We start from the raw sequence: 25081 nt of genomic DNA on the forward strand, positions 1-25081 counted from the left end.
GGGGGACCGACCCGCCGACGACCTTGTCGACGAACTCGAAGCCCGAGCCCTCCGGCAACGGCTCGACCTCGATGTCGCACACGGCGTACTGACCGTGGCCGCCGGACTGCTTGACGTGCCGACCGTGTCCCTTGGCCGTGCCGACGAAGCACTCCCGGAGCGGGATGACGAGCTCTTCCTGCACGACTGATACGCCGTACCGCTCCTTGAGCCGGTCGAGGGCGACGTCGGCGTGCGCCTCGCCCATCACCCAGATGACGAGCTGTCCGGTCTCGGGGTCGTGGTGGACGCGCAGGCTCGGGTCCTCGGCGGCGAGGCGGGTCAACGCTCCGGAGAGCTTGTCCTCGTCGGACCGGGTCGCCGCCTCGATCGCGATCGGCAGCAGCGGGTCAGGCAGCACCCACGGCCGCAGCACGCGGGGAGCGTCGGGGGAGGAGAGGGTGTCACCGGTCTCCGCCCGCGACAGGCGACCGACGACCCCGATGTCCCCGGCGAGCACCCGCGGCGCGAGCACCTGCTGGCTGCCGACGGCGAACGCCAGGGCGCCGATCCGCTCGTCCTCGTCGTGGTCCTCGTGGCCGGCGGCGCCGAAGCTCGCGAAGTGCCCGGAGACGTGCACCGACGCGTCCGGGTTGAGCGTGCCGGAGAACACCCGGACCAGGCTGACCCGGCCCAGGTAGGGGTCGCTGGTGGTCTTGACGACCTCGGCCACGAGGGGTCCGGCCGGGTCGCAGGTGACGGCGGCAGCCGCCTTGCCCTCCGGCGTGAAGACGTCCGGCGGCACGTGCTCCGGCGGCGACGGGAACGCTCGGACGCAGAGGTCGAGGAGCTCGGGCAGGCCGGTGCCGGTCTGCGCGCAGACCGGCAGCACCGGGAAGAAGCCGGCTCGCGCGATGGCGGTCTCGAGGTCCTCGACGAGCAGCTTCTCGTCGATCTGCTCGCCGCCGACGTAGCGGTCCATGAGNGCTCGCCGCCGACGTAGCGGTCCATGAGGGTCTCGTCCTCGGACTCCTCGATGATCGCCTCGATGAGCTCGGCGCGGCGGGGGTCGTCGTCGGCGGAGCCGATGAGGCTCTCGACGCCGCCATCGCGCGGCACGAGGACCGGCAGCACCTTCTCGCCGAACGCCGTCTGCGCGGCCGCGAGGACGGCGTCGTGGTCGGCCCGTGGGTGGTCGAGCTTGGTGATGACGACGGCGCGCGGCATCGCCACGGCTGCGCACTCACGCCACAGCTCGCGGGTGCCGTCGTCCACGCCCTCGTTGGCGGCGATGACGAAGAGCGCGCAGTCGGCGGCGCGCAGCCCTGCCCGGACCTCACCGACGAAGTCGGCGTAGCCCGGGGTGTCGATGAGGTTGATCTTGGTGCCCTCGACGACGACAGGAGCGACGGCCAGGGACACGGACCGGGTGTCGTCGCCCAGGCTCACCTTGGTGAGCGCCTCGACGAGCACGGTCTTGCCGGACTGGGTGGGCCCGACCAGGACCACGTTGCGGATCCGGTCGGGCCCGGGCGCCGCAAGGTCCTGGTCACCGGCCTTTCGAGAGGTCTTGTCGGCCATGGGCCTACGTAACTCCGATGGGCCAGGCTCCACAAGGCCCCAGCGAAAGAATCAGTGCTGGTAGGTGCCGACGACCATGCCGCGCGCGAGGGTCTTGAACGCCAGGTTGAAGCCGACGACGGCCGGGGTGGCGTCGCCGTCGACGCCGAGCTCGGCCTCCTTCACGGCATGCACGACGAAGAAGTAGCGGTGCACCTGGTCGCCCTCCGGCGGCGCGGCGCCACCGAAGCTCGGCGTGCCGAAGTCGTTGCGGACGTGGAACGCCCCGCCGGGGAGGTAGATGTCGTCCGCGCCGGCGCCGGTGTCGAGGCTGGTCACGTCGCCCGGGATGTCGACGGCCACCCAGTGCCAGAAGCCGCTGACGATGGGGGCGTCGGGGTCGAAGCAGGTCACCACGTAGCTCTGGGTGCCCTCCGGGCCCGGCTCCCAGGACAGCTGCGGCGAGGTGTTGCCGGCGGCGTACACCTGGTCGTCCTTGAGCGGCTGGCCGTCGGTGACGTCGGCGCTGGTGACGCCGAAGGAAGGTACGGCGGGGAGCAGCGCGTAGGGATCGGGCGTGACCGGACGGTCGAGCGACATGGTGGCTCCTCGGGCTGGGATGGCACAGGTTTCCGACGTCGGCGAATCTAGTCCGGGTGCTGGGTCGTTGACAGGGGCGAAACGCCCTCCGTCGATGATGTCCTCATGGATTTTCCCCCCTACCCCTCGGGACTTCGCCTCTCCGGGCGTCGTGTGCTGGTGGTCGGCGGTGGCAACGTCGCACAGCGCCGGGTGCCGCAGCTGATCGCCGTCGGCGCTGACGTCCACGTCGTCTCCCCGGTGGTGACGCCGGCGATCGAGGGCCTGGTGGGATCAGGGGAGATCACCTGGCACGAGCGGACCTTCCGCGACGAGGACCTGGCGGGCGTCTGGTACGTCATCGCGGTCACCGACGACCTGGCGGTCAACGACCGGGTGAGCGCGCTCGCGGAGGAGCAGCGGGTGTTCTGCGTGCGCTCCGACGACGCGACCCGCGGCACCGCGTGGACCCCTGCGGTGGGCCGGCACGCCGGCGTCACCGTCGCCGTCCTCGGCAACCGGGAGCCGCGCAAGTCGGCCGCGCTGCGCGACGGCATCATCGAGGGACTGCACGACGGTCGGATCGCGGCCGTCGAGCACCACGACAAGACGCCCGGCGTGACCCTCGTGGGCGGCGGTCCCGGCCACCCGGACCTGATCTCGGTCGCCGGTCGCCGGGCGCTGATGGAGGCCGACGTCGTCGTGGCCGACCGGCTCGCGCCGCGTGAGCTGCTCGGCGAGCTGGGGTCGGACGTCGAGCTCGTCGACGTCGCCAAGCTGCCCCGGGGCCGCAGCGCCCAGCAGGAGGAGATCAACCGGGTCATCGTCGACCGGGCGCTCGCGGGCAAGCGGGTGGTCCGGTTCAAGGGCGGCGACAACTTCGTCTTCGGCCGAGGCTACGAGGAGATCATCGCCTGTCGCGAGGCCGGTGTGCCGGTGACCGTGATCCCCGGCCTCACCAGCCCCGTCGCCGTGCCCGCGATCGCCGGGATCCCGGTCACCCATCGCGGAGTCACCCATGAGTTCACCGTCGTCTCCGGGCACCTGCCCCCGGGCCACCCCGAGGGCCTGGTCAACTACGACGCGCTCGCGCGGATGACCGGCACGATCGTGCTGATGATGGCGGTCCAGAACGCTCCGGCGATCGCCGCCGCGCTCGTCGCGGGCGGCCGCAGCGCCGACACCCCGGTCGGCGTCGTCTGCGACGGGACGATGCCGACCCAGCGGACCGTGCTGGCCACGCTCGGCACGCTGGCGGAGACGCTCGTCGCCGAGAAGGTGTTGCCGCCCGCGATCATCGTGGTCGGCGAGGTGGTCCGCGTGGCCCACCCCGAGGCGTTCCCCGACGGCGCCGGCAGCGACGGGAACTGATGGCCGAGCTGGTCGAGATCGCGTCAGCCGAGGACCCTCGGCTGGCCGACTACCGCGACCTGCGCGACGTCCAGCTCCGCAAGCACCTCGAGACCGAGCACGGGCTGTTCCTCGCCGAGGGGGAGAAGGTCGTCCGGCGGGCGGTCGAGGGTGGCTTCCCGGTCCGCTCCTTCCTCATGGCGCCGCGCTGGCTCGACGCCCTGGCCGACGTCCTCGCGACGACCGACGCGCCCTGCTACGTCCTGTCCGAGGCGCTCGCTGAGGAGGTGACCGGCTTCCACGTCCACCGCGGGGCGCTCGCGTCGCTCGCCCGGCTGCCGCTCCCGTCGGTCGCCGACGTGCTCGCCCGCGCCCGGTCGGTCGTCGTGCTCGAGGACATCGTCGACCACACCAACGTCGGCGCGATCTTCCGCAGCGCCGCTGCGCTCGGTTTCGACGCCGCGCTGCTCGCTCCGCGCTGCGCCGACCCGTTCTACCGCCGGGCGATCAAGGTCGGGATGGGGGCCGTCTTCAGCCTGCCGTGGACCCGGCTGCCGGACTGGGGCACGGCGCTCACCGACCTCTCCGGCGCCGGGTTCACCACGGTCGCGCTCACCCTGGCCGACGACGCCGTACCCCTGGAGGAGGCGGTCGCCGGCCTCGACAAGGTGGCGCTCGTGCTCGGGTCGGAGGGCCACGGCCTCTCCGCCCGGTGGGAGCAGACCTCCGACCGCCGCGCGATCATCCCGATGGCTGCCGGGATCGACTCCCTCAACGTAGCCGCGGCTTCGGCAGTCGCGTGTTACGTGACCGCCCGCCGCTGAGCGGTGCAAGGATGCTGCCGGAACTCTGACGGAGGTGGCGCATGTTCGGCTTCGGCTGGCAGGACGGTACGGCGACGGTGGTCGCTCGCCGTCTGGTCAAGGAGTGGCGTGCCCAGCACACGGCCACCAGTCCTGGCGGCAAGCGGCGCAAGTTCGAGTACATCCTCGACGTGCGCCCGCCCGACGGCAGTCAGCGGTTCCGGGCGACCTGCACCAACTCCTGGAAGGACGCCGTCCAGGGTGACGAGGTGAACGTCCGCTTCCACCCGAAGCGGCAGAAGGTGAAGATCGTCGAAGGGCGGTCGCGGAGCCAGGCGAAGAAGCCGCAGCCCGTGGACGACCGGTGGCGCGACATGCTCGACGACGAGCCCGGCACCCCGCCGCCCGCGCGATGACGCGCCTCCGGCCGCCGCGCCTCCCCGCCGTCCCCGACCCGATGCGACGGGTCCGGGTCCCGCGCGACCTCGAGGCGGTCACGACCGTGGCCGAGGAGGCCGACCCCGGCGACGTGGGCATGACGCGGGACGGGGTCGAGCGGATCTGGAAGGACGCGCGCAACCTCTACCGCTCCGGCATCCACCCCGCCCTCACCTTGTGCGTACGACGGCACGGCGAGGTGGTGCTCGACCGCGCCATCGGCCACGCCCGCGGCAACGGCCCCAAGGACGACCGCAGCGCCGAGAAGGTGCTGGTGACGCCCGAGACGCCGCTGTGCATCTTCTCCGCGACCAAGGGCATCACCGCCTCGCTCATCCACCTGCTCGACGAGCGCGGCGTGCTGCACGTCGGCGACCGGATCGCCGACTACCTCCCGGACTTCGCGCGCAACGGCAAGGGCGGGATCACCGTGGGCCAGGTGCTGTCGCACCGGGCCGGCATCCCGAACCTCCCGTCCGGCTCCCTGGACCTCGACCGGATCGGCGACGTCGACTTCAAGCGCGAGCTCATGTACGACGCCCGGCCGATGCACCGGCCCGGGAAGCGGCAGGCCTACCACGCGGTGAGTGGCGGCGAGATCCTCGCCGAGGTGGTCCGGGAGGTCACCGGCCGGAGCATCCGGGACGTGCTGGCCGAGGAGATCCTCGACCCGCTCGGCTTCCGCTGGACCAACTACGGGGTGGCCGCCGAGGACGTCGACCAGGTCGCCCTCAACTATCCGACCGGCCCGCCGCTGCTGCCGCCGGTCTCGACCGTGCTCACGCGGGCCCTCGGTCTGCACCCGGACGAGGCGACCCGGGTCTCCAACGACCCGCGGTTCCTCCAGGCCGTGATGCCGGCGGCCAACGGCGTGAGCACCGCCAACGAGCTGAGCCGGTTCTACGAGCTGCTCCGCAACGGCGGCGAGCTCGACGGCACCCGGATCATGGAGGCGCGCACGATCCGGCGGGCGCGGGTCGAGCAGTCGCACCTGGAGGTCGACTTCAGCCTCGGCCTCCCCATCGGGTTCAGCATGGGCTACATGCTGGGCGGTCGGATGGTGAGCCTGTTCGGCCCCGACACCCCGGAGGCGTTCGGCCACCTCGGGTGGGTCAACATCCTCAGCTGGGCCGACCCGCAGCGGGCGCTGTCGGTCGCGCTGATCACCACCGGCAAGGCTGCCGTCTATCCAGAGATCACCCGGTTCCTCCAGGTGCCGAGACGGATCGGCAAGGAAGCCGCGAAGGTCTGACCGGCGCTGCCGATACAGCCGGTGGAGCTCAGAGCCGCGAGGTCGGCTGCTGGTCGAGGAACGTGAGCACGGCGCGGACCCGCGGGTTCTCGTTGGTGACCCGGTCGATCCCGAGCTTGTCGAGGATCCGGCCCACGTAGGTCTCGACCGTGCGGTGGCTGAGGAACAGCTCGGCCGCGATGCCCTCGTTGGAGAGCCCGACCGCCATCAGCCGGAGCACGTCGTGCTCCCGGTCGGTCAGGCCGCCGAGCGGGTCGAGTGCGGCGTCCATGAGCATCTCCACCAGGCCGGGGTCGACGGCGAGCCCGCCGTCCGCGACCCGGTGCAGGGCGGCGGCGAAGCTCGGCAGGTCGCCGACCCGGTCCTTGAGCAGGTAGCCGCGCCCGGTGGGCTGGCTCTCCAGCAGCCGGATCGCGTAGCCGGGCTCGAGGTACTGCGAGAGGACGAGGACGCCGACCGAGGGGAAGCGGTCGGCGATGGCCTCGGCGGTGGCGATCCCCTCGGTGGAGAACGTGGGTGGCATCCGGATGTCGACGACGGCGACGTCGACCGGCCTGGAGCCGAGGAGGTCGAGGAGCCCGTCGCCGTCGTCGACCTGCCCAGCGACGTGGAACCCCAGGTCGTCGAGCACCCGAGCCATGCCCTCGCGGAAGAGCACGGAGTCGTCCGCGATCGCGACGCTGGTGGAGGTGGTGGGTGGCATCAGGGCCCGGATCGCTGCGGGGCTCAGCTCGTCCTTGGGCACGAAGCCGGCGACCGGCGCGGCCTGGATCCGGTCGGCGTACGCCGACGCGCTGCGGCTGGACGTGACGATGACCGTCGGGGGCGAGGGGAGGGCCGCGAGCTGTCGGGCGACCTCGAACCCGTCGGGCCCCGTGCCGAGGTGTACGTCGACGAGCACGACGTCGGGATGGGTGGCGACCGCGGCCGCGATGGCGGTGGTGCCGTCGCCGACGTCGGCGACAACGTCGAACCCGTCGTCCTCCAGCACCGAGCGCAGGTACTCCCTGAACGGTGCGTGGTCATCGACGATCAGGACGGTCACGTCGTCACTCTCGCACGCGGAGCGGCTCGGCGTATCCGTGGATTCACGCATTGTCGAGCGGGCTCGTGGCCTGTGAGAATCTTCCGGGTGTCGACCACCTCAGCGTCGCCCACCGGCGCGGCGCGGCGAGTCGGTGCGTGGTCGGACGGGCTGGTCGCCCGGGCCCGGGTCCGCTGGGGACCCCGCTACCTGTTCGTCCTGGTGATGGCGGGCGGGGCGTTCATGTCCTACGTGGGGATGCCGGTCCAGACGTTGACGGCTCTTCCCTTCTGGACCGGTGAGTTCGCGCCCCTATCGACGGTGTGGATGTTCGTCGTCCTCGGCGTCGCCGTGGGGGTCCCGGCGATGGTGCTGGTCAGGCTGCCGAGCTATGCGGTGGTCACCGCACACCTGCGGGGCGAGCCCGCAGACCCGGTCGCTGTCTGGCGCAGCGGCGTGACCGTGCTCCCACGGGTGGCGGCGCTGACGGGGGGCGTCTGGAGCCTGGTGGCGACCGGCGTCGGGCTGTTCGTGGTCGGGCGGCGGGAGGAGTTCGACGCGCTGGCCTGGACCGGCGCGTACGCGGCTCAGCTGCTCGCGGCAGCCGGACTTGCTGCGTTCGCGCTGATGTTCTTCCAGCTCGCGCTGTTCCCGGTGGTGCGGGAGGTCGCGCCGTACCTGCCTGCGGACTTCGCAGAGACGACGGCGGTCTCGGGCCGGCAGCGCTTGATCCTGCTCAACACCGCTATCACGCTCACCGTTGGCTTCCAGTCGGCGGGCTTGTCCCTGGGGTTCATGCACCAGGGTCGTCCGTGGGTCGTCGCCGTCGTGGTCGTCGGCATCGTGTCGACCTACGTCTGGATCTTCCTCGGTCTCGCCGCGGCGGACGTGACCCGCCGCGTCGACGAGCTCGCGGGTGCGCTCAACGGGATGGCGAGCGGCCGGCCGCTCCGGATCCTGCCCTCGTCGGGCGACGACTTCGACGAGACGGCGCGCGCCTTCAACACCATGGTCGACCTGCTCGAGGAGAACGCCCGCGAGCTCCGCCGTTCCCGGACGCGTCTGGTCGAGGTCGCAGACGAAGCGCGGCGGCGCATCGAGCGCGACCTCCACGACGGCGCCCAGCAGAACCTGGCACTGGTGAGCATGCAGCTCGGTCAGCTGGAGTCGGGGAGCAGGAGCCAACCCGACCTGGCCGCGCGCGTGCACGCGATCCGGGGCGACCTCGGCGCGGTGGTCGCCGAGATGCGTGCCTTGGCCCACGGCATCTATCCCGCGGCCCTGGAGGCGGAAGGGCTGGGATCGGCGCTCCGAGCCGCCGCACGGGAGTCCGACGTTCCGGTCCACCTCGACCTCGCGATCGCGACGCGCTGGCCCGCGCCGGTCGAGGCGGCCGTCTACTTCTGCTGCTGGGAGGCGCTGCAACGCGCAGGCCAGGTCGAGGGCGAGCGCGACCCGACGGTCACCCTCCGGATCGACGAGAACGGCGGCAGCGCGGCGCTGCTCATCGCGCTCGACCCGCCGCTGGACCCCGAGCACGCCGTCGAGCTCGCCCACTACGTCGCCGACCGGCTCGGTGCCGTCGGGGGAACCTCCACCGCCGGCGACCCGGCCCGTCCGGCGACGCTGCTCCGGGGCGAGGTGCCGGTCCGATGACGCACACCGCGCTCGAGAACGTGTCGTGGCTGGACCGGCTCTTCGCTCGGGCGTACCGGCGGATCAGGCGCAACTACGTGGAGATCTGGCTCGCGGTCAGCGGCCTTGGGATCGTGCTGGTCGCCTGGCCGGCCCAGTACGCCACGCTGCTGCCGCTCTGGGGGCCGGCCGAGCCCGGGTCGGGCGAGTTCTGGCGCGCGATGAGCCCGTGCTTGGTGGGCACGGCCTTCCTGATGCCGTGGACGGCGCTGCACCCATTCCGGCCGATCGCGCTGTTCCTGCGGGGCAAGCCGGTGGACCCCGCCGCGGTCTGGTACGCCTGCGTCCGCCGGATCACCTGGACCAGCGCCGCCTGCACGGCGACGTACTCGATCCCGTGCAACATCGCGCTGCTGCTCGTGGTGGGCCCGCCGCGCGGTTGGGACCTCGGTGACTACCTCTCGCACTGGTTCGTGGCGTCGATGATCACCGTGTCGGCAGGGTTCTTCTTCGTCCTCATCTGGGAGGTGGCGTTCCGTCCCGTCCTGCGCGAGATCGAGCCGCTGCTCCCGGCTGAGTTCGACCCCGGTTCGACCTGGCTGACCCTGAGCCGACGCAGCGCCCTCGCCTCGAGCTCGGCCATGATCTACACCGGTGCCGCCGTGGCGAGCCTGGCGGCCGGCACCGACGACACCGACGTGGTGCTCGCGACGGCGGTGGTCGCCACCGTCGGGTCGGCCGCCACGTTCGGCGGCGCCATCACCGGCCTGGTGGCGCACTCGATCTTCCGCCGGGTCCACGAGCTCAGGGTCGCGCTGGTCCGGATCGGTCTGCGGGAGCCGGGCGTGCGGGTGGCCGTTCGCGCGGGGGACGAGCTGGACGCGGCGGCCCTCAGCCTCAACCGGATGGCCGAGCGGCTCGAGCACGACGACGCGACCCTGCGGGCCTCGCGCACCCGGCTCGCGTCCGTCGCCGACGCCGAACGCCGCCGGATGGAACGCGACCTGCGCCGACGAGTGCTGGTCCGGCTCGAGCAGGTCGGCGACCGGCTGCGCGAGGTCGAGGACGACCTGGCCGAGCGGCCGGACCTCGCTGACCTGCACCGACTGTGCGACCGCGTGCGCTCGAGCGTCGCGGACGCCGAGACCGAGATCAACCGGCTCGCTCGTGGTGTCTACCCGGCCGAGCTGACCGAGGCCGGGCTGGGCGCTGCGCTCACGGCGGCCGCCGAGCGGTCGGCGCTGCCCGCCGTAGTGGACGCAGACGGGGTCGGCCGCCTCGACAGCGCGCGGGAGGCGGCCGTCTACTTCGCGTGCAACGAGGCCCTCCAGAACGCCGCCAAGCACGCAGGGGAGCAGGCCCGGGTCACCGTGACCCTCGCGCGCGTCGGCGACCGGCTCACGTTCGCCGTCGCCGACGACGGGCAGGGCTTCACGCAGGCGCCCGTCGGACGCGGCCTGGAGAACATGCGCGACCGGGTCCGCGCTGCCGGTGGGGACCTGACGGTCAAGTCGGAGCCGGGAGTCGCCACGACCGTGACGGGGTGGGTGCCCGCCTGAACCTCGCCGCCTGATTCGGTCAGTCGGGCACCACCACGACCTGGTCGGGCGACCGACCGGTGATGTTGATGTTGTCGCCGAGGACCTCGGTGAAGAAGGTATAGGCACCAGCGGGCATCCGGGCGACCAACCGGTACGTCTGATCGGTCCGCTGCTGGGTCGAGCTGACGAGGATCGGCGCGCCCGTGGCGGGGCGCAACATCAGGCGCACCGCCGAGGTGGTGTAGCGCGACACCGTGCCGGTGAGCTCGACCAGGTCGTCGGTGCTGTCCGGCGTCGATGCGAGCGCCGTGACCACGAACCGCGCTTCCACCGGGCTAGGCCCCGAGACCGTCGGGAGGGTGGTCTCCGAACCCCCGTAGCTCCAGCGGTAGTTGGTGGTCACGTGCTGGACGAGGGTCACGGTCGCGGTCCCGTCGGCGGCCGTGACCGCGGTGGCGACCGTCTCCCAGCTGTCGTCGTTGAGCAGGCGCTGGAGCCGGAGAGTCTGGCCGCCGTAGCCCTGACCGACGGCGGACAGCTTGGCCTTGAGCTGGGCCTTGTCGCCGGCGTCGATCACCTTGACCGTCGCGGAGATGCCGAGGACGGAGGTACGCCGGGGACTGACGGTCACGGTCCGGACGACCGACTGGCTCGCCTGGAAGTTCGCCGCCCCCGCGAACCTCCAGCGGTACCGCGTGGTCTGCGTCGGGGTGACCTTGACGCTGACCTGTCCGTTCACGTCGGTCAGCCGGCTCCGCAGCAGGTGGTATGTCGCCCCGCCGTCGGTCGACGCCTCCAGCGTCAGGGTTCGGTTGGAGCGGGGCTCGCCACCGGAGGTGAGGGTTCCGGTCACGGTGGTCGACTGTCCGTCGTAGAGCGCGGTCGACGGCGCGACGCTGTTGTCCAGGGCTGTCGCCGCCATCGGGTCGCGCACCAGGATGGTGGTCATCGGCGACTGCGAGGCCTTGAGGTGCGGCGTCTTCGCGAACCGCCACTGGTAGCGCGTCTCGACGGCGGGCGAGACCGAGGCCGACGCCTTCCCCTCGATGTTGGTGGTCGCGCTCCCGATCTGGCTCCACGTGCTCCCACCCTGGGGCAGCGCCCACAGGCCGACTGACTGGGCGCGCACCGGCGTGCCCTGGCTCAGCAAGGTCGTGCGCAGCGTCGTCGAACCGCCGGGTGCCACGGCGTCGGCGACCGCGTCGATCGTCAGGGCGGTCGACGTCCGGACGAACACGGTGACCGGCGCCGAGGTCGCGGGGCTGAGGGTCGCGGTCAGGTCGTGCTGCCAGCGGTACTGCTCGGTCGTGGACGGCGTCAGGGTGAACGAGGCCGCACCGAAAGAATCGGTCGTCCGGGTGGTCAGCCTGCTCCAGGTCGTGCCGTTGACCGAGCGATAGAGATGCACCGGCCGCCCGGCGACCACGGCACCGTCGCTGCGGAGGACCGTCGAGAGCGTGACCTGCTGCCCCGGGGAGAGGTCGGTCCCGGTGGTGCTCATCGTCAGGGTCGTCGGGCGTCGGACCGTCAGCACCATGGCCAGGGAACTGGCGCCCCGGTGTGCTGCCGAACCGGCGTACCGCCACTGGTACCGGCGGGTCGAGGTGGGGGAGACCTGCTGGGTCAGGGTGCCCCCCGGTCCGCTGACCGAGGCCCCGCCTCGCACCCAGGTCGTGCCGTTGTCGGTCGAGGACCACAGGTCGATCGACAATCCCTCGGTGGGCGTCCCGTCGATCGTCACCACGCCGCCGACCGTCGCGCTCGCTCCGTGGTTGATCACCTGCGGGCTCAAGGACAGCGACACCGCCGATGGCCGGAGCACCGTGACTTCGCGCTTCACCGACATCGCGGCGATGTAGCGCTCGCTGTTGAGCACGTGCCACCGGTAGGACGTGTTGACAGTCGGTTGGTCGACGATCGACCCCTGGCCGGCGAAGTTGGTGGTGGTCGTGCCGACGTCTGTCCACGTCGACCCACCGTCGACCGACTTGCGCAGCACCACCGGAACGCCCTGCATCGCGGCGCCCTCGAAGGTCGCGGTCGTGCGCAGGACAGCCGTCTCGCCCTTGACGATCGTCGTGCGGTCGGCAGTGCTCGTCAGCGCCGGTTTGCGTTTCACCGTGACGGTGACCAGGCCGCTCTCGACCACGGGACCGTCGATGAAGAAGATCGCCCACACGTACTGAGCCGTCACCGTGGGGGTGATCTCGAGCGAGAGCTGGCCGGACTCGTCGGTGCCGTCGTTGCCGATCTGGGTGTAGCTCTCGCCGCCGTCGGTGGTCCGCAGCAGGTTCGCCTGGTACCCCTGGAGTGGCTCTCCGTCGGAGGTGAGCGTGCCCGAGATCGTGGTGGACTCGCCCGGCGCGACGGAGGTGGGATCTGCCGCGATGGTGAGCTCGAAGGGGGCGGCCTCGAAGTCGAGCGTCGTCGAGGCTTCGCCCACGACGTCGATCGTCAGCGCGTCGATGTGCGTCGTGGAGTCGTTGGGTTGGAAGTCGCCACACAGGTTGCGCTGGATCCCGACGAACGCCGGCCCGGACCCGTAGGTCGTGACGTACTCGCTGATCGTCCCCTCGAAGAAGAACGCCGGGGACTGCGACGTCCAGAACCAGTCGACCGCCATCAGGTCGCCGGAGCTTGTCCACACCCCGAGGCTGTCGAGGTCGATCCGACCGACGGGTGCGCCGGGAGCGCCGCCCTCGGTGCGGATCACCGCGTCCGTTCGAGCGTCGGGATCATGGAGCGCGACGCTGAACGCCTCGAGGTCGGAGAGCTCGCCGATGTCGCGGAAGATCCCGGCGCGACCGAGATCCGGGGTCTCCAGCTCCAACGAACCATCACCGAGGGGCGGCTTGTCCTGCTGGTCGGGGAACTCCGGGTTGGGCGGACCGAACGGCCCGCCCTCCAGGCGGACTCGAGGGGTGCTGTCCGCGCCGCCGTCGCAGTTGGTCCTCTCGACCTGATAGGGCGGTTGGACCTCCGACAGGGAGTCGATCACCACGACGGCTGCTGAGGCCGGCGGCGCCGGGAGCGCGAGCAGCGCAGCCACGGTGGCGATCACCGTCACGGCGACTCGACGCATGCTTCCCCCATGGAGTGATGGTCGGCGGACAGCCCCACGCTAGTGCGCGGACGGTGCTCCTGGCACTGCCGAACTGGGACCAACTCCTCCTCCCAGGTGGGCTAGTCCATATGGATGAGTCGTGGCCCGAACTCGCCATTGCCGGACCTGGGCAAAGCAAAGTTGACTCCTCCCCATGGACGGAGCCGGATGGGGCCGCTCTCCCGTGACGCGCCGCGGCGTGGTGCTCGCGGGCGGGGTCGTAGCAGCGGGGGCCCTCGCCAGTGGCCCGGGCTCGAGGATGCAGGTCCTCGACGCGCTGTGGGCGCGCGCGGCCATCTTCGGCGACGTCCGGGTCGACCGGATCCGGCGCGCTTCCGACATGCTGGTGGCCAACGTCGTCTTCGGCGGTCTCGACCTGACCAAGATCGGTGCCGACTGGTACATGGTGGCCGGTGCCTCACCGGGCTACCTGGGGATCATGTTGCCGGGCCAGAGCCTGGGTGAGCACGTCGAAGCCGGCCAGAAGCCGCCGGTCGCCGCCGAGCTCGCGCAACCGACCATTCTGGGCTTCAGGGTGCCGGCGGCTACTCGCATCCCCTACGACCTCGACGCCATCTTGGACCTGACCCGGTTCGACCCTGTCTACGGGACCGTGGCCAACGGCCTGGGCACCAGCATCGAGGCGCCGTACCGCCTCGTCATCCGGCCCCACCAGGGCCTCGGCTGGCTCAACGACACGGCGCCGAAGCGGCTGACCAGCGGTCGGGTGGCGGCCAACGAGCTGTGGCACACCCGGCTCGCCGGCTACAACCTGTTCGGTGACGGCAAGCCCGACCAGCGCTCGGACCTGCTCAAGGTCGTTCAGGTGACCGAGAACAAGGTGGCCAACATCGTGGCACCGCTGTCCTTCGCCAACCGGGCCGACATCAAGAAGAACGCCAACGTCTCCAGCCCCGTCGTCAGCCCGCAGAGCGGCTTGGTCATCCAGGCTCCGGTGGAGGCCGACCTGGTGCTCCTCTCGCCCGTCGGCGCGAGCCTCGACCTCCACGGCAGCTGGCCCGGTGCGGGCATGATCGGCTGGGACCACCGGGCAACGCTCGGCCGGGACAACTACGTCCGGGTCGAGAAGGTCGGCTTCCTGGCTCCGTACCGTCACCCGGCCACCATCATCAAGGAGACCTACCGCGTCGTCAGGAAGTTCTCGCCCAGCTCGACGAGGGCCGGCGACACCGAGGCTCTGCTGGTCCAGACCTTCACCCTGATCGTTCGTGAGCCGGACGCCGACACCTCGCTGTTGGCGTTGCGCAAGGTCAACGGAGTCACCAAGGGCCTGCCCTTCCCGTTCACCAAGGTGCGCTGCACGCAGCGGCGGACCGCGGGTCTCGCCGCGACCGCCGACCTGGAGTCCAACGGCGGGGTCCCGATGGTCCCGGACGTCGGCGGCAACCGGCCGCTGCGGCTGCCGTTCGTCGGGACCGACCACAACGGCAACGAGGTGCCCTTCACCTCTGCCGTGTACTTCGTCCCGCAGGAGAACGCGCACACCGCACCGCCCTACACCGCGGCCATGGCGTGGAACCTCACCGACCCGACCAAGAACCTCGGGCCGGAGACCCGCGCCGCGGTGGTGCCCAAGGTGGACACCGCGGTGGCGCCGGAGCACCCGGACCACCGCGGGCTCACCACCCTCCCGCTGGTGGGGATGGAGGTGACGATCACCCAGGCTCCAGGCCAGTTCCCGCCGTGGCAGCCGCGAGCGGCCGACATCAGGGCGGACCTGCCGGGGATGAGCGCGTTGTCGGGCAACGCTGGTGGGGCCGTCCGGCACTTCTACGCCGGGCCGTACCTCACCAACCAGAACAACTTCGGCGGCGTCGTGCTGCGGCTCGCTCCGACCGCCTCGGGCGCCGACGGCGACCCGCCCCAGGTCGACGACAAGAACACCGGCGGTCTTCTGCCCATGCCGTCCTACCAGGGCATGTCCAGCAAGGCGGGCGCGGTGATGGCGAGCGCCCCGGGTAGCCTGGACTCGTTGGCGACCGGCATCCCCACGCCGTCCCAGCTCTTCGGGCAGATCCAGCTGATCGGGACGCTGACCATTGCGGAGCTCGTGCCCGAGCGACTCGGCTCCGCGGGGATCGACGACGCACTACCGGCGATCCCGGGGGTCACCCACGACATCCGCAACGGCCGGGTCTACGTCGACATGGACCTCAAGCTCCCGCTCAAGTTCTACCGGTTCCCGAAGACCGGTCAGCAGCTGCTCGCCTTCAAGCCCAGCGACGAGCCGCTCCAGATCAAGGCGCACGCCGAGTCCGGAGCAGGGGGACCGGCCGAGCTCAGCGTCGACGCCCGGCTGCGCAAGGTTGCCCTGGAGTTCGCGGGGATCGTGGCGATCCCGATCGTCGAGCTGCGGGCGCAGTGGCAGTCGGGTGCCAAGCCGGTGTTCTCCTTCGAGATCAAGAACACCCAGTTCCTCGGACCGCTCGAGTTCCTCCAGCCGCTCTCGGACTTCGTCGCCCTCGGCGCGGCCGAGTCCGACGACACAGCGGGGGGCGGCGGCTCGAGCGGTGGAGGAAGCCAGCCCGCCGGACCGCTCTCGAGCACCGCCGGGACCCTGGTGGCCGCGCCCGGCCTCGGCCAAGCAGGAAACGGGGTCGACGCCTACATCGACGACGTCGGTCTTCACCTCGTCGCCGACTTCGGGGTCCCGGACCTCAAGCTCGGTGTCTTCACCCTCACCGGAATGAACTTCGGCATCGGGGTCGACCTGCCGTTCGGCGGCGGGCTCGAGGTGCACGCGTACTTCGCCTCGTTCGCCAACCCGTTCATGGTCACCTACAGCGGTGCCGGTGGCACCGGGTTCGTCGACGTCCTTATCTCCGAGGGCGGGCGACAGGTGATCAAGGCCTCGATCGGCGTCGCGGCCACCGCGGGCATCGACCTGGTCGTGGCCTCCGGCTCGCTGTCCATCAACGTCGGGCTCATGCTGACGATCGAGAACAGCAAGGAGAAGGGCGTCGATCTCGCGCTCGCCGCCTACTTCCGGATCAGCGGGTCGGTGTCGGTCCCGTTCATCTGCACGGTGAGCGTGGTGTTCGAGCTGATCCTGGAGTTCCGGCCGGGGCTCAACGGCAAGCCGTCCAAGCTCACCGGCACAGCCCGTTTCCTGCTCAAGGTCGACACCCTGATCTGCGACGAGGAGGTCGAGGCGCGGATCAGCAAGACCTTCAAGGGGGGGCTCCCTGGCGTGCCGCTCAGCGACGGTGGCGACCCGTTCGGGTCCTCCGTCGCCGGGCGTACCCCACGTCCGGTGATGGCGGGCGCCGACCGCGTCATCGAGGACGACCCGGAGTCGCCGACCTTCCGGACCACCCACACCGCGAGCACCTGGCAGGCCTACGCCGCTGCCTTCGCCGCGAGCTAGCCACGGCTTCACAGGGAAAGGCGCCATGGTCACCAATCCGAAGCAGGAGCTGTCGTTCACCGCGGTCCCACGCGGCCTGACCTCTGTCGGCAGCGGCTACCCGGCCGGGAGCCTGCGGGTGGGAGTTCGGATGACCATCCGGCTCAGCTATGACGAAGGCACCGGTGCGACGCTCGGCAACGACTTCAAGGACTTCCTGGACTGGCCCAAGGGGGGCTTGGAGTGGCTCGGGACCTTCGACGGTGGCTCGACGTGGGTGGAGCCGTTGGACGTGCTCTGGAACTCCGACCAGGCGTTCTGGTCGGCGGCCTTCCACGGGGACCTGCGGGTGGACTCCAAGCCCGCGTACGTAGCGGCGCCCGTCCGGCCGGTCGAAGGCTATCCGCTCCGGCGGATCGCCACCGAGCTGAAGGCCTTCCACACCAGGGAGGCCATCACCGCCTCGCCGCTCGGCGGTGAGCTCCTCCGCTATGTCTACCCCGACCTTGTCCAGTTGGGAGCGACGGGCGCCGCACCGGCGGCGGACCCGACGTTGGTCTCTGCGGTCGACAAGTTCATGACGTTCTACCGTCAGGGTCCGGGCTTCAACCCGATCAAGACGGGGGAGCCGCCGCGAGGTGAGCTGAGCCCGGACTTCCACCAGCGCATCTCGTTGGTGGCCGACCACGGTCCCCTCCTCGAGCGGCTCGGCCTCGTGCTCGAGCTGGTGTTCCCGCCGCGGTCGGTCAAGTCGACGCGGATCGCGGTCACCGCCTCGATGGACGGGGTGCAGACGGAGCGGGCGATCGTCCCGAGCTATGCCTACACGCGGGTCAACCACACCCCGGGCCAGCTCTTCGCGGCGCTGCCGCAGTCGACCGACCTCGACGAGCGACTGCGGCTCAAGCTCAACGACGGAAGTCGGTTCGAGGTGCACGACGTCGACGTCGACGCCTCCCTGATCGCGGCTTTCGGTATTCCAAGGTTCGAGGTGGACGGCCCTGCGCCGCTGCCGCCGGCGCCGCGCAGCACGGGGCTGGTCATCACCCAGGACGACACCGCCGCGGCGGTCCGCACCCGGTTGGGCAACGCGCGGACGACCAGGAACAGCCTGGGCAGCGCCACGAAGCCGTCGGTCTATGCCGACGGATTGATCCAGGGCTACGACATCCAGGTCAGGCGCGGGCTCGGCCCGTGGTTGGGCCTGTGCAACCGGACCGTCACCTACACGGCCTCCGGGCCGGACGCCGAGAGGCGATTCACCGCCACCGGGGTCGCTCCGGTGAGCACCGGCGCCCGGGTCAAGGAGAACACCCGGACCCTCGAGGTGAGTGACGTCCTCGCCCGCTGGGACGGGTGGAGCCTGGCGGTCGAGCGGCCGGGGCGCTACCAGCTGCAGGAGGACGCCTCGACGGGGGATGTCGTCGACACGCCCGGCACGTTTCCCGGTGGCACCATCGACCTGGCGGCGGCGCTCCCGACCGACCCGGCGTTGCGGCTGCCGGTGTTGCGGTTCGGCGACACCTACCAGTTCCGCGCGCGGGCGATCGATGTCACCGGCTTCGGTCACGACTGGACCGGCGCACCGGCCTCGGCTGCAGTGACCTACTACCGCCACGACCCGGTGGCCTGCCCGCTGGTCCTGCCCAGCCCCACCTTGACCCGCACCGAGACCAGCCTGCGGATGGTGGTGCGCTCGAGCGCGCCCACGCCGCTCAACGTCTACTCGCACCGCACCCTGGTGCCCGCGCGGACCTCGGTCGAGATGGCGCTCGCCCACGGGATGCTCGACGTGGACGGCGCGCCGGACCCGACCCGGTTCGAGCAGATCGCCCGGCTCGACGAGACCGCGCCGCCCAAGAACGGCCCCGCGCCGACCGACGCGGCGACCCCGGCCCCGGCGGTGGTTGACTGGATGCCGGACCCGTTGTCGACCCAGGTCGGGGTGTCGCTCGTGCCGCTCCGGGTGCTCGACGTGACTCCGATCAAGTCGGCGAGCTTCCTGCCGGCCGGCGCCGGTGACGACACCGGCAAGGACGTGCTCGGGGAGTGGCAGTCGGTGGCCCTGCGGCTGAAGGCCATCCCCAACGGGAGCTCGACGATCGAGGTGACCTCGGTGGCCGGGCACGCCGTCGTCACGGTCTCCGTCCCGGCAGGGCAGGTCCGGAAGATCAGGGTCCGTGGCCTGCCCCCGATGTCGCAGTTCGAGGATCACGGTCTGGTCCAGTGGCTCGACGACGGGTTCCTGGGGCGGAAGGACCGGGTGTACAAGCTCGGCTACGAGCAGATGTGCCCGAGCACCGAGGTGACCCTCGTCCACGCCATCCAGCGCCCGATCTCGGTCCCGTCGTGGAACGGCTGCGGAGTCGTCCGGGGGACCAGCGAGAAGGATACGCGGATCGTCGCCCACGTCCAGCATCGCATGCTCGCCACCGGCCGACTGACCATCCTGGCGTCGTGGTCGGAGACCAGGGACGAGGGCGGCTTCGTCCGAACATCCAAGCGCCACCGTCCCCCAGAGGTACTGACCGTCGTCGACAGCGCGATCGGCGAGATGGAGGTCCCCTACAGCGGATCGGCCGAGTTCGCCCAGGTGTCGGTCCCGGGCAAGGTGGTGGCGCCGGACCTCCGACGCCGCGACGTGACCCTCCGGATCGTCGCGACCGGCCGGTACCTCGAGGAGTTCCGCCAGCCCCTCTCCGTGACGTGGTCGACGGTGCCAGGAGTGGATGGGCGGGTGCTCGACCTGCCGCCCGGAGTCGACCTCGAGAGCGTGCGTCTGCTCCGCGGCGGACGCGACCTGGTGCGCACCACCGACTACCGCCTCGTCGCCGACCCTCGGGCGGCAGGCAAGAAGGCGCTCGCGCTCACGCCCGGCAAGCCGGACATCGGGATCACGGTCCTGGGGGTGAACGGCCCGGTCGTGTACAGGTCCAACACGATCAAGGAGGTCCTCCCCGCCGCGATGCGGCCGCTGCCCCCCGAGGTCGCCTACGTCATCCCCGCCTGGGGAACGGGGACCACCGGACCTTTCGACGGAATCGGGCGAGCACGGGCCGAACGGACCGAACCGCGGGTCCGCATCTGGCTGGAGCGCCCGTGGTGGAGCTCGGGTGCCGAGGAGAAGCTCGCGGTGATCTACGCCATCGACCCGTCGCCGTCGACGACCGACACCCAGGGAGCGGCCAAGTTGGTCACGGTGTTCGGTCGCGACCCGGTGTATGCCGGACCTGGCGACGACGTCCGCGACACTCCCTGGACGAGCGAGCCGATCACGGGCACCCGGTATCCCGACTGGATCACCCTCGATGAGGGCCTCAAGACGGCCCGCAAGGTCATGGTGCGCCTGCACACCGTGGAGTACGACGACGAACGCGACCTCTACTACACCGACGTCGCCTGGCCGGCCACGATGGGCAACCACTTCGTCCGGATGGCCGTCGCCCGCTTCCAGGAGCACGTCACTCCCGGCAACTCCCAGCTCTCGCTGATCCGCACCATCGACCCGATCAAGCTCCTGCCGGCGCGCTCGATCGTCGCGTCCAACACCGGCGCGACCCAGTTCTACGTCCGGATGTCAGGTCGCTCCGACAAGCCGGCGTCGAACGCCGAGCTGCCGCGACTGCGGGTGTCGCTGCAGAAGAAGATCGTCTCCGGCGACCCCGACCTGGGCTGGGACACCGTCGCACACGAGGAGGTCGTCCAGCAGGAAGGAGGCATCGAGCCGGGGTACCCGTACGTCTACATGAACCGTCCGGTCGGACCCGGGACCTTCCGGATCCTCGTCGAGGAGTACGAGCCGTGGGCCACCCACGACGCCAGCGGTGGTTTGGTCAACAACACCTACAAGCCTTTGCCGGACACGCCGATCGAGGCGATGACCGACCTCAGCGGGCGACGTCCGGTGTGGGTGGCGAACCTCCAGCTGCCGCAGAACGAGCCGGAGTGAGGTCGGCACCCAGATAACGGCCCTGGCGTATCAGGTCGGCCACTCCTGCGGGTAGTCCGACGCGGCAGCGTCGTGGAGCTTGGTGAGCTTCTTGCGCTTGCGGTTGCCGAGCCGGTCGCCGAAGACGGTGCCCAGGGTGTGGTCGGTCTCGTGCTGGAGGCAGCGGGCGAGCAGGCCATCGCCCTCGAAGCGGACGGGCTGGCCGTCCAGTCCGTAGCCGTCGACCGTGGCGAAGTCGGGCCGGGGGCACGGGCAGAAGGCGCCGGGGTAGGAGAGGCAGCCCTCGTCGCCGTCGTCCAGGTTCCGCCCCTTCCCTTCGGGGACGGTGACCGTCGGGTTGCAGACCACGCCGACCCAGCGCTCGCCCTCCTCGTCGGGGCAGTCGAAGACGAACATCGCGACGTCCTCGCCGATCTGGCAGGCGGCCAGGCCCACCCCGTCGGCGGCGTACATCGTCGCGACCATGTCGGAGGCGAGGGCGCGCAGCGCGTCGGATCCGAACTGCTCGGTGGTGACCTGCTGCTGCGGGCGGTGCATGACCGGGGTGCCCCAGCGGGTGATCGGACGGACCGTCCCGCCGCGGGGGAGCGGGCCGTACGGCGCGTGCACAGGCTGGTCGGGACCCTCGGACGACATGTGCACGGATCCTAGGGGCCGGGGTGTGACGGCTCGCACTCCGGGATTTGTCCACCAATGTGTAGCGCAATGTGTAACTCACAGTTACATTTGCCGCATGTCCCTGATCAGCAACCTCAAGCCAGGTGGCAAGCACGGGGTCCCGAGCAGTGCCACGCGGGATCCCATCGGCTACCTCGTCGCAGGCCTCAGCAAGCTCGCCCAGAGCGACCTCATCGACAAGATCGGGATGCGCAAGCAGACCGAGCAGGTCGTCTTCTCCGTGACCCGGACCGGGTTCAAGTCGATCACCCAGGCGAGCCGCACGTTCGCCAAGGCGGGCAAGAAGGGCAAGCCGGGCGTCCGCCCCGCTGCGACCTCCGCGCCGACCGGTGTCTTCGACCTGACCCCGAGCGAGGACGAGCAGATGCTCGTCGACGTGGTCACCGACTTCGCGACCGAGATCGTGCGGCCCGCTGCCTCCGAGTCCGATGCGAAGTGCGCTGCCCCCGACGACCTGCTCAAGGCCAGCCTCGAGATCGGCCTGCCGATCCTCGGTCTGCCCGAGGAGCTGGGCGGGATCTCCGAGGAGCGCTCGGCCATGGCCGGCACCCTCGTCGCCGAGGCACTCGCGAAGGGCGACATGGGACTGGCCGTCGCCACCCTCGCGCCCGGATCGGTCGCCACCGCGATCGGCCTCTGGGGCACCGACGAGCAGCAGCAGACCTACCTGCCCGCCTTCACCGGCGACGAGGTGCCCGCTGCCGCCCTCGCCCTCACCGAGCCCGCCGTGCTCTTCGACGTGCTCAGCCCGTCGACCACCGCGACCAGGAGCGGCGACGGCTACGTTCTCAACGGCAAGAAGAGCTTGGTCGCCCGTGGCGACCACGCCGAGCTCTTCATCGTCGGGGCCAACCTCGACGGCAAGCCGGTCCTCTTCCTCGTGGAGTCCTCCACCGAGGGCCTCGCCATCGAGGGCGACCCGGCGATGGGCGTCCGCGCGGCGTCGATGACCACGCTCGTGCTCGATGACGTCAAGGTGCCCGCCGAGGCTGTCCTCGGCGAGACCGACGGCTCCACCTACACCGAGTGCGTCCGTCTCTCGCGGCTCGCCTGGTGCGCCCTCGCGGTCGGCACAGGCCAGGCCGTGCTCGACTACGTGACGCCGTACGTCAAGGAGCGCCAGGCGTTCGGCGAGCCGATCGCCAACCGCCAGTCGGTGGCGTTCATGGTCGCCAACATCGCGATCGAGCTGCAGGGGATGCGCCTGCTGACCTACCGCGCCGCGGCTCGCGCCGCTGCCGGCAAGGACTTCTCCAAGGAGGTCGCGCTCGCCCGCAAGGCCTGCGCCGACCACGGCATGCGGATCGGCCTCGACGGCGTCCAGCTGCTCGGTGGCCACGGCTACGTCAAGGAGCACCCGGTCGAGCGGTGGTACCGCGACCTGCGTGCCATCGGCATCATGGAAGGAACGGTGCTGGTCTGATGGCCATCAACCTCGAAGTCCCGAAGAAGCACCGTGCGCTGATCGACCAGGCGCACCAGGTCGCGATGAACATGCTGCGGCCCATCTCGCGCAAGTACGACATCGCCGAGCACGAGTACCCCAAGGAGCTCGACATCCTCGCCGCGATGATCGACGGGCTCAACGAGTCCGGCGCCAGCGAGGGGGCCGGCGCGACCGGCGTCCGGCGTGGCGAGGACGACGGCGAGAAGGGCAAGAGCACCGTCAAGAACGGCTCCAACATGGCGTCGGTGACCTCGGTCGCCGAGATGTGCTGGGGCGACGTCGGCCTCCTGCTCACCATGCCCCGCCAGGGCCTCGGCAACTCCGCGATCGCCTCGGTCGCGACCGACGAGCAGCTCAAGCGGTTCGAGGGCACCTGGTCCTCGATGGCGATCACCGAGCCGGCCTTCGGGTCGGACTCCTCGGCGATCTCGACGACCGCGATCCTCGACGGTGACGAGTACGTCATCAACGGCGAGAAGATCTTCGTCACCTCCGGCGAGCGGTCCGACTCCATCGTCGTGTGGGCCACCCTCGACAAGTCCCTCGGCAAGGCGGCGATCAAGTCGTTCGTCGTCACCAAGGACATGCCCGGCGTCAAGGTGGAGCGGTTGGAGGAGAAGCTCGGCATCCGGGCCTCCGATACCGCCGTCATCACCTTCACCGACGTCCGGGTGCCGAAGGAGAACCTGCTCGGTTCGCCCGAGGTCAACGTCGAGGCCGGCTTCGCCGGTGCGATGGCGACTTTCGACAACACCCGCCCGCTGGTGGCCGCCATGGCCGTCGGTTGTGCCCGGGCATCGCTCGACCTGACCCGGGACCTGCTCGCGCAGGCCGGCGTCACCGTCGACTACGACCGGCCGGCGCAGCTGCAGTCGGCTGCCGCGGCGAAGTTCCTCGAGCTCGAGACGAACTGGGAGATGGGCCGCCTGCTCACCCTCCAGGCTGCCTGGATGGCTGACAACCGTCAGCCGAACTCGCTCGAGGCGTCGATGTCGAAGGCCAAGGCCGGCCGGGTCGGCTCCGACGTCACCCTCGGGTGCGTCGAGCTGTGCATGGCGGTCGGCTACTCCGAGGGCGAGCTCCTCGAGAAGTGGGCTCGCGACTCCAAGATCCTCGACATCTTCGAGGGCACCCAGCAGATCCAGCAGCTCATCGTGGCGCGCCGGGTCCTGGGGCTCTCCAGCGGCGAGCTGAAGTAACAACGCCGAATCCGGACCTACCTGGCTCGAGAAGTCACTTCTCGGCGAAGGTAGGTCCGGATTCGCGCATTGTGCGGCGCGCTCCGATCGGCAACGCGACCGCGCGGGCCGTCTAGGCCAGCAGGGGAGCGAGCCGCGCCAGGTCGTCCGCCCCGTCGAGGTCGGCGAGGCCGAGGAAGACGGTGGCGACACCCTGCTCCGCGAGGCCGGCGTAGCGCTCCGCGTGCGCCGCAGCCGGGCCGGCGTGGTGCCGTGCGGCGTACGTCGCCGCGGCGGTGCGTCCCCGGGCGCGCTCGACCCGGCGCCACGCGTCGTCGCGGTCGGTACCGACGACCGGGAGGTCCAGGACCGTCAGCGCCACCTCCGCGGGGTCCCGCCCCACGTCGGCGCAGTGGGCGTGCAGGACGGCGGTCTTGGCGGCGAGCGTCGCCGGGTCGCTCGCCACGTTGCAGGCGTCGCCGAGCCGGGCCGCGATGCGCAGCGTCCGCCGCTCGCCCGAGCCGCCGACGATCACGGGCACGGCGCGGGCCGGACGGGGGTAGCAGGTGGTCTCCGGGAGGGACACCCGCGTGCCTGTCCACGGCTTGGTGCCGGGGCCCCACAGCGCACGCATCGTCTCGATGCCGTCCTCCAGCAGGTCGAGCCGCTCCCTCGCCGACGGGAACGGAACCCCGAAGCCGGCGTGCTCCCGGTCCCACCAGCCCGCGCCGACGCCGACGAACGCACGGCCCCCGCTGAGGGCGTCCAGCGTCGCGACCGCCTTGGCCACCACTCCGGCCGGTCGCAGCGTGAGGGGCGTGACCAGGGTGCCGAGGCGGAGCCCCGTGTCGAGGCCGGCGAGCATCCCCAGCGTCACGAACGGCTCCGGGATCGGCTCCCACGCGCGTCCGACCTGGGGGATCTGCACCAGGTGGTCCATGAGGGCGATCCCGGCGAACCCGAGCCGGTCGGCCTCGAGGGCGATCCCCGAGAGCCAGGCCGCCGGGTCCTCGCCCCACGGGAAGCGGGAGACCTGGAGGACGACCTCCACGCCTGACGACGTACGCCGGTCCGCACGTTCGCGCTGGGGCGCGGCCACCGGCGGCGTCGCGGCGGCGGCCTCGGCCTCGTGCGCAACGACCAGCACCTCCCAGCCCTCGGCTGCGAGCGCGTCCTCCACCCCGCGCACCTTGCGGAG

Annotated in this window: 15 protein-coding genes and 2 pseudogenes; 10 read left to right on the forward strand and 7 right to left on the reverse strand. The window is 71.0% G+C overall.

Translation table 11 applies throughout. From position 1 onward, the window contains the following. From H0487_RS23430 to H0487_RS13125, 3 genes and pseudogenes are all read right to left on the reverse strand, one after another. Window positions 1-961 (reverse strand): annotated as a pseudogene (locus H0487_RS23430) (EF-Tu/IF-2/RF-3 family GTPase); the annotation flags it as partial. 110 nt (window positions 962-1071) lie between these two features. Further along, a pseudogene (locus H0487_RS23435) lies at window positions 1072-1560 on the reverse strand (GTP-binding protein); the annotation flags it as partial. Window positions 1561-1611: 51 nt separating this feature from the next. Further along, window positions 1612-2139: a YbhB/YbcL family Raf kinase inhibitor-like protein gene (locus H0487_RS13125; RefSeq protein WP_183094684.1), complete on the reverse strand. Its 528-nt coding sequence runs from the start codon at window positions 2137-2139 to the stop codon at window positions 1612-1614. A 105-nt stretch (window positions 2140-2244) separates the two neighbouring features. Between H0487_RS13125 and cobA the strand changes: the two genes are divergently transcribed. The 4 genes from cobA to H0487_RS13145 are packed head-to-tail and all read left to right on the forward strand — an operon-like array spanning window position 2245 to window position 5961. Further along, the gene (cobA, locus tag H0487_RS13130) at window positions 2245-3489 is read left to right on the forward strand and encodes a uroporphyrinogen-III C-methyltransferase (protein WP_183094685.1); all 1245 of its coding nucleotides are present in this window, start codon (window positions 2245-2247) and stop codon (window positions 3487-3489) included. Next, the gene (locus H0487_RS13135; protein WP_183094686.1) at window positions 3489-4292 is read left to right on the forward strand and encodes a TrmH family RNA methyltransferase; all 804 of its coding nucleotides are present in this window, start codon (window positions 3489-3491) and stop codon (window positions 4290-4292) included. Before cobA ends, H0487_RS13135 begins: the two co-directional genes overlap by 1 nt. 41 nt (window positions 4293-4333) lie before the next feature. Next, window positions 4334-4687 (forward strand): hypothetical protein, encoded by a 354-nt coding sequence (locus H0487_RS13140; protein WP_183094687.1) that lies wholly within the window; start codon window positions 4334-4336, stop codon window positions 4685-4687. After that, complete coding sequence (locus tag H0487_RS13145) at window positions 4684-5961, forward strand: serine hydrolase domain-containing protein (RefSeq protein ID WP_183094688.1); 1278 nt, start codon at window positions 4684-4686, stop codon at window positions 5959-5961. The genes H0487_RS13140 and H0487_RS13145 overlap by 4 nt, the downstream gene beginning before the upstream one ends. A gap of 28 nt (window positions 5962-5989) precedes the next feature. Here the strand turns inward: H0487_RS13145 and H0487_RS13150 are convergent, their stop codons facing one another. Then, window positions 5990-7006 (reverse strand): response regulator, encoded by a 1017-nt coding sequence (locus H0487_RS13150; RefSeq protein ID WP_183094689.1) that lies wholly within the window; start codon window positions 7004-7006, stop codon window positions 5990-5992. Window positions 7007-7093: 87 nt separating this feature from the next. Between H0487_RS13150 and H0487_RS24315 the strand changes: the two genes are divergently transcribed. Further along, window positions 7094-8641 carry a sensor histidine kinase gene (locus tag H0487_RS24315; RefSeq protein ID WP_183094690.1) on the forward strand — a complete coding sequence of 516 codons (1548 nt, stop codon included), beginning with the start codon at window positions 7094-7096 and terminating at the stop codon, window positions 8639-8641. Beyond that, window positions 8638-10179, forward strand: a complete 1542-nt coding sequence (locus tag H0487_RS13160) for an ATP-binding protein (protein WP_183094691.1) — start codon at window positions 8638-8640, stop codon at window positions 10177-10179. The genes H0487_RS24315 and H0487_RS13160 overlap by 4 nt, the downstream gene beginning before the upstream one ends. A gap of 19 nt (window positions 10180-10198) precedes the next feature. Here H0487_RS13160 and H0487_RS13165 read toward each other — a convergent pair whose 3' ends face one another. After that, window positions 10199-13243 (reverse strand): RHS repeat domain-containing protein, encoded by a 3045-nt coding sequence (locus H0487_RS13165; RefSeq protein ID WP_183094692.1) that lies wholly within the window; start codon window positions 13241-13243, stop codon window positions 10199-10201. A gap of 175 nt (window positions 13244-13418) precedes the next feature. On the opposite strand from H0487_RS13165, the gene H0487_RS13170 reads away from it, so the two are divergent. Together H0487_RS13170 and H0487_RS13175 are read left to right on the forward strand one after the other, a co-directional pair. After that, window positions 13419-16652: a hypothetical protein gene (locus H0487_RS13170; protein ID WP_183094693.1), complete on the forward strand. Its 3234-nt coding sequence runs from the start codon at window positions 13419-13421 to the stop codon at window positions 16650-16652. Between the two features lie 25 nt (window positions 16653-16677). Continuing rightward, complete coding sequence (locus H0487_RS13175) at window positions 16678-20580, forward strand: hypothetical protein (protein ID WP_183094694.1); 3903 nt, start codon at window positions 16678-16680, stop codon at window positions 20578-20580. Window positions 20581-20610: 30 nt separating this feature from the next. Here the strand turns inward: H0487_RS13175 and H0487_RS13180 are convergent, their stop codons facing one another. Next, the gene (locus H0487_RS13180) at window positions 20611-21216 is read right to left on the reverse strand and encodes a peptide deformylase (RefSeq protein ID WP_183094695.1); all 606 of its coding nucleotides are present in this window, start codon (window positions 21214-21216) and stop codon (window positions 20611-20613) included. 97 nt (window positions 21217-21313) lie between these two features. Between H0487_RS13180 and H0487_RS13185 the strand changes: the two genes are divergently transcribed. Further along, entirely contained in the window at window positions 21314-22681 is a 1368-nt protein-coding gene (locus H0487_RS13185; RefSeq protein WP_183094696.1) for an acyl-CoA dehydrogenase family protein, read from the forward strand. After that, entirely contained in the window at window positions 22681-23904 is a 1224-nt protein-coding gene (locus H0487_RS13190) for an acyl-CoA dehydrogenase family protein (RefSeq protein ID WP_183094697.1), read from the forward strand. The genes H0487_RS13185 and H0487_RS13190 overlap by 1 nt, the downstream gene beginning before the upstream one ends. A 112-nt stretch (window positions 23905-24016) precedes the next feature. Here H0487_RS13190 and H0487_RS13195 read toward each other — a convergent pair. Further along, the coding region (locus H0487_RS13195; RefSeq protein WP_183094698.1) for an LLM class flavin-dependent oxidoreductase at window positions 24017-25081 on the reverse strand (1065 nt) is incomplete at its 5' end.

Origin of the sequence: Nocardioides stalactiti, assembly GCF_014180715.1 — a bacterium.
GTDB lineage: Bacteria > Actinomycetota > Actinomycetes > Propionibacteriales > Nocardioidaceae > Nocardioides > Nocardioides stalactiti.

Excerpts from the sequence above, each read along its gene's own strand:
- H0487_RS13170 (WP_183094693.1), top strand. The coding sequence starts at position 13,419 with ATGGACGGAGCCGGATGGGGCCGCTCTCCCGTGACGCGCCGCGGCGTG.
- H0487_RS13125 (WP_183094684.1), bottom strand. The coding sequence starts at position 2,139 with ATGTCGCTCGACCGTCCGGTCACGCCCGATCCCTACGCGCTGCTCCCC.
- H0487_RS13135 (WP_183094686.1), top strand. The coding sequence starts at position 3,489 with ATGGCCGAGCTGGTCGAGATCGCGTCAGCCGAGGACCCTCGGCTGGCC.
- H0487_RS13190 (WP_183094697.1), top strand. The coding sequence starts at position 22,681 with ATGGCCATCAACCTCGAAGTCCCGAAGAAGCACCGTGCGCTGATCGAC.
- H0487_RS13175 (WP_183094694.1), top strand. The coding sequence starts at position 16,678 with ATGGTCACCAATCCGAAGCAGGAGCTGTCGTTCACCGCGGTCCCACGC.
- H0487_RS13160 (WP_183094691.1), top strand. The coding sequence starts at position 8,638 with ATGACGCACACCGCGCTCGAGAACGTGTCGTGGCTGGACCGGCTCTTC.
- H0487_RS13140 (WP_183094687.1), top strand. The coding sequence starts at position 4,334 with ATGTTCGGCTTCGGCTGGCAGGACGGTACGGCGACGGTGGTCGCTCGC.
- H0487_RS13145 (WP_183094688.1), top strand. The coding sequence starts at position 4,684 with ATGACGCGCCTCCGGCCGCCGCGCCTCCCCGCCGTCCCCGACCCGATG.
- H0487_RS13185 (WP_183094696.1), top strand. The coding sequence starts at position 21,314 with ATGTCCCTGATCAGCAACCTCAAGCCAGGTGGCAAGCACGGGGTCCCG.
- H0487_RS13165 (WP_183094692.1), bottom strand. The coding sequence starts at position 13,243 with ATGCGTCGAGTCGCCGTGACGGTGATCGCCACCGTGGCTGCGCTGCTC.
- H0487_RS13180 (WP_183094695.1), bottom strand. The coding sequence starts at position 21,216 with ATGTCGTCCGAGGGTCCCGACCAGCCTGTGCACGCGCCGTACGGCCCG.
- cobA (WP_183094685.1), top strand. The coding sequence starts at position 2,245 with ATGGATTTTCCCCCCTACCCCTCGGGACTTCGCCTCTCCGGGCGTCGT.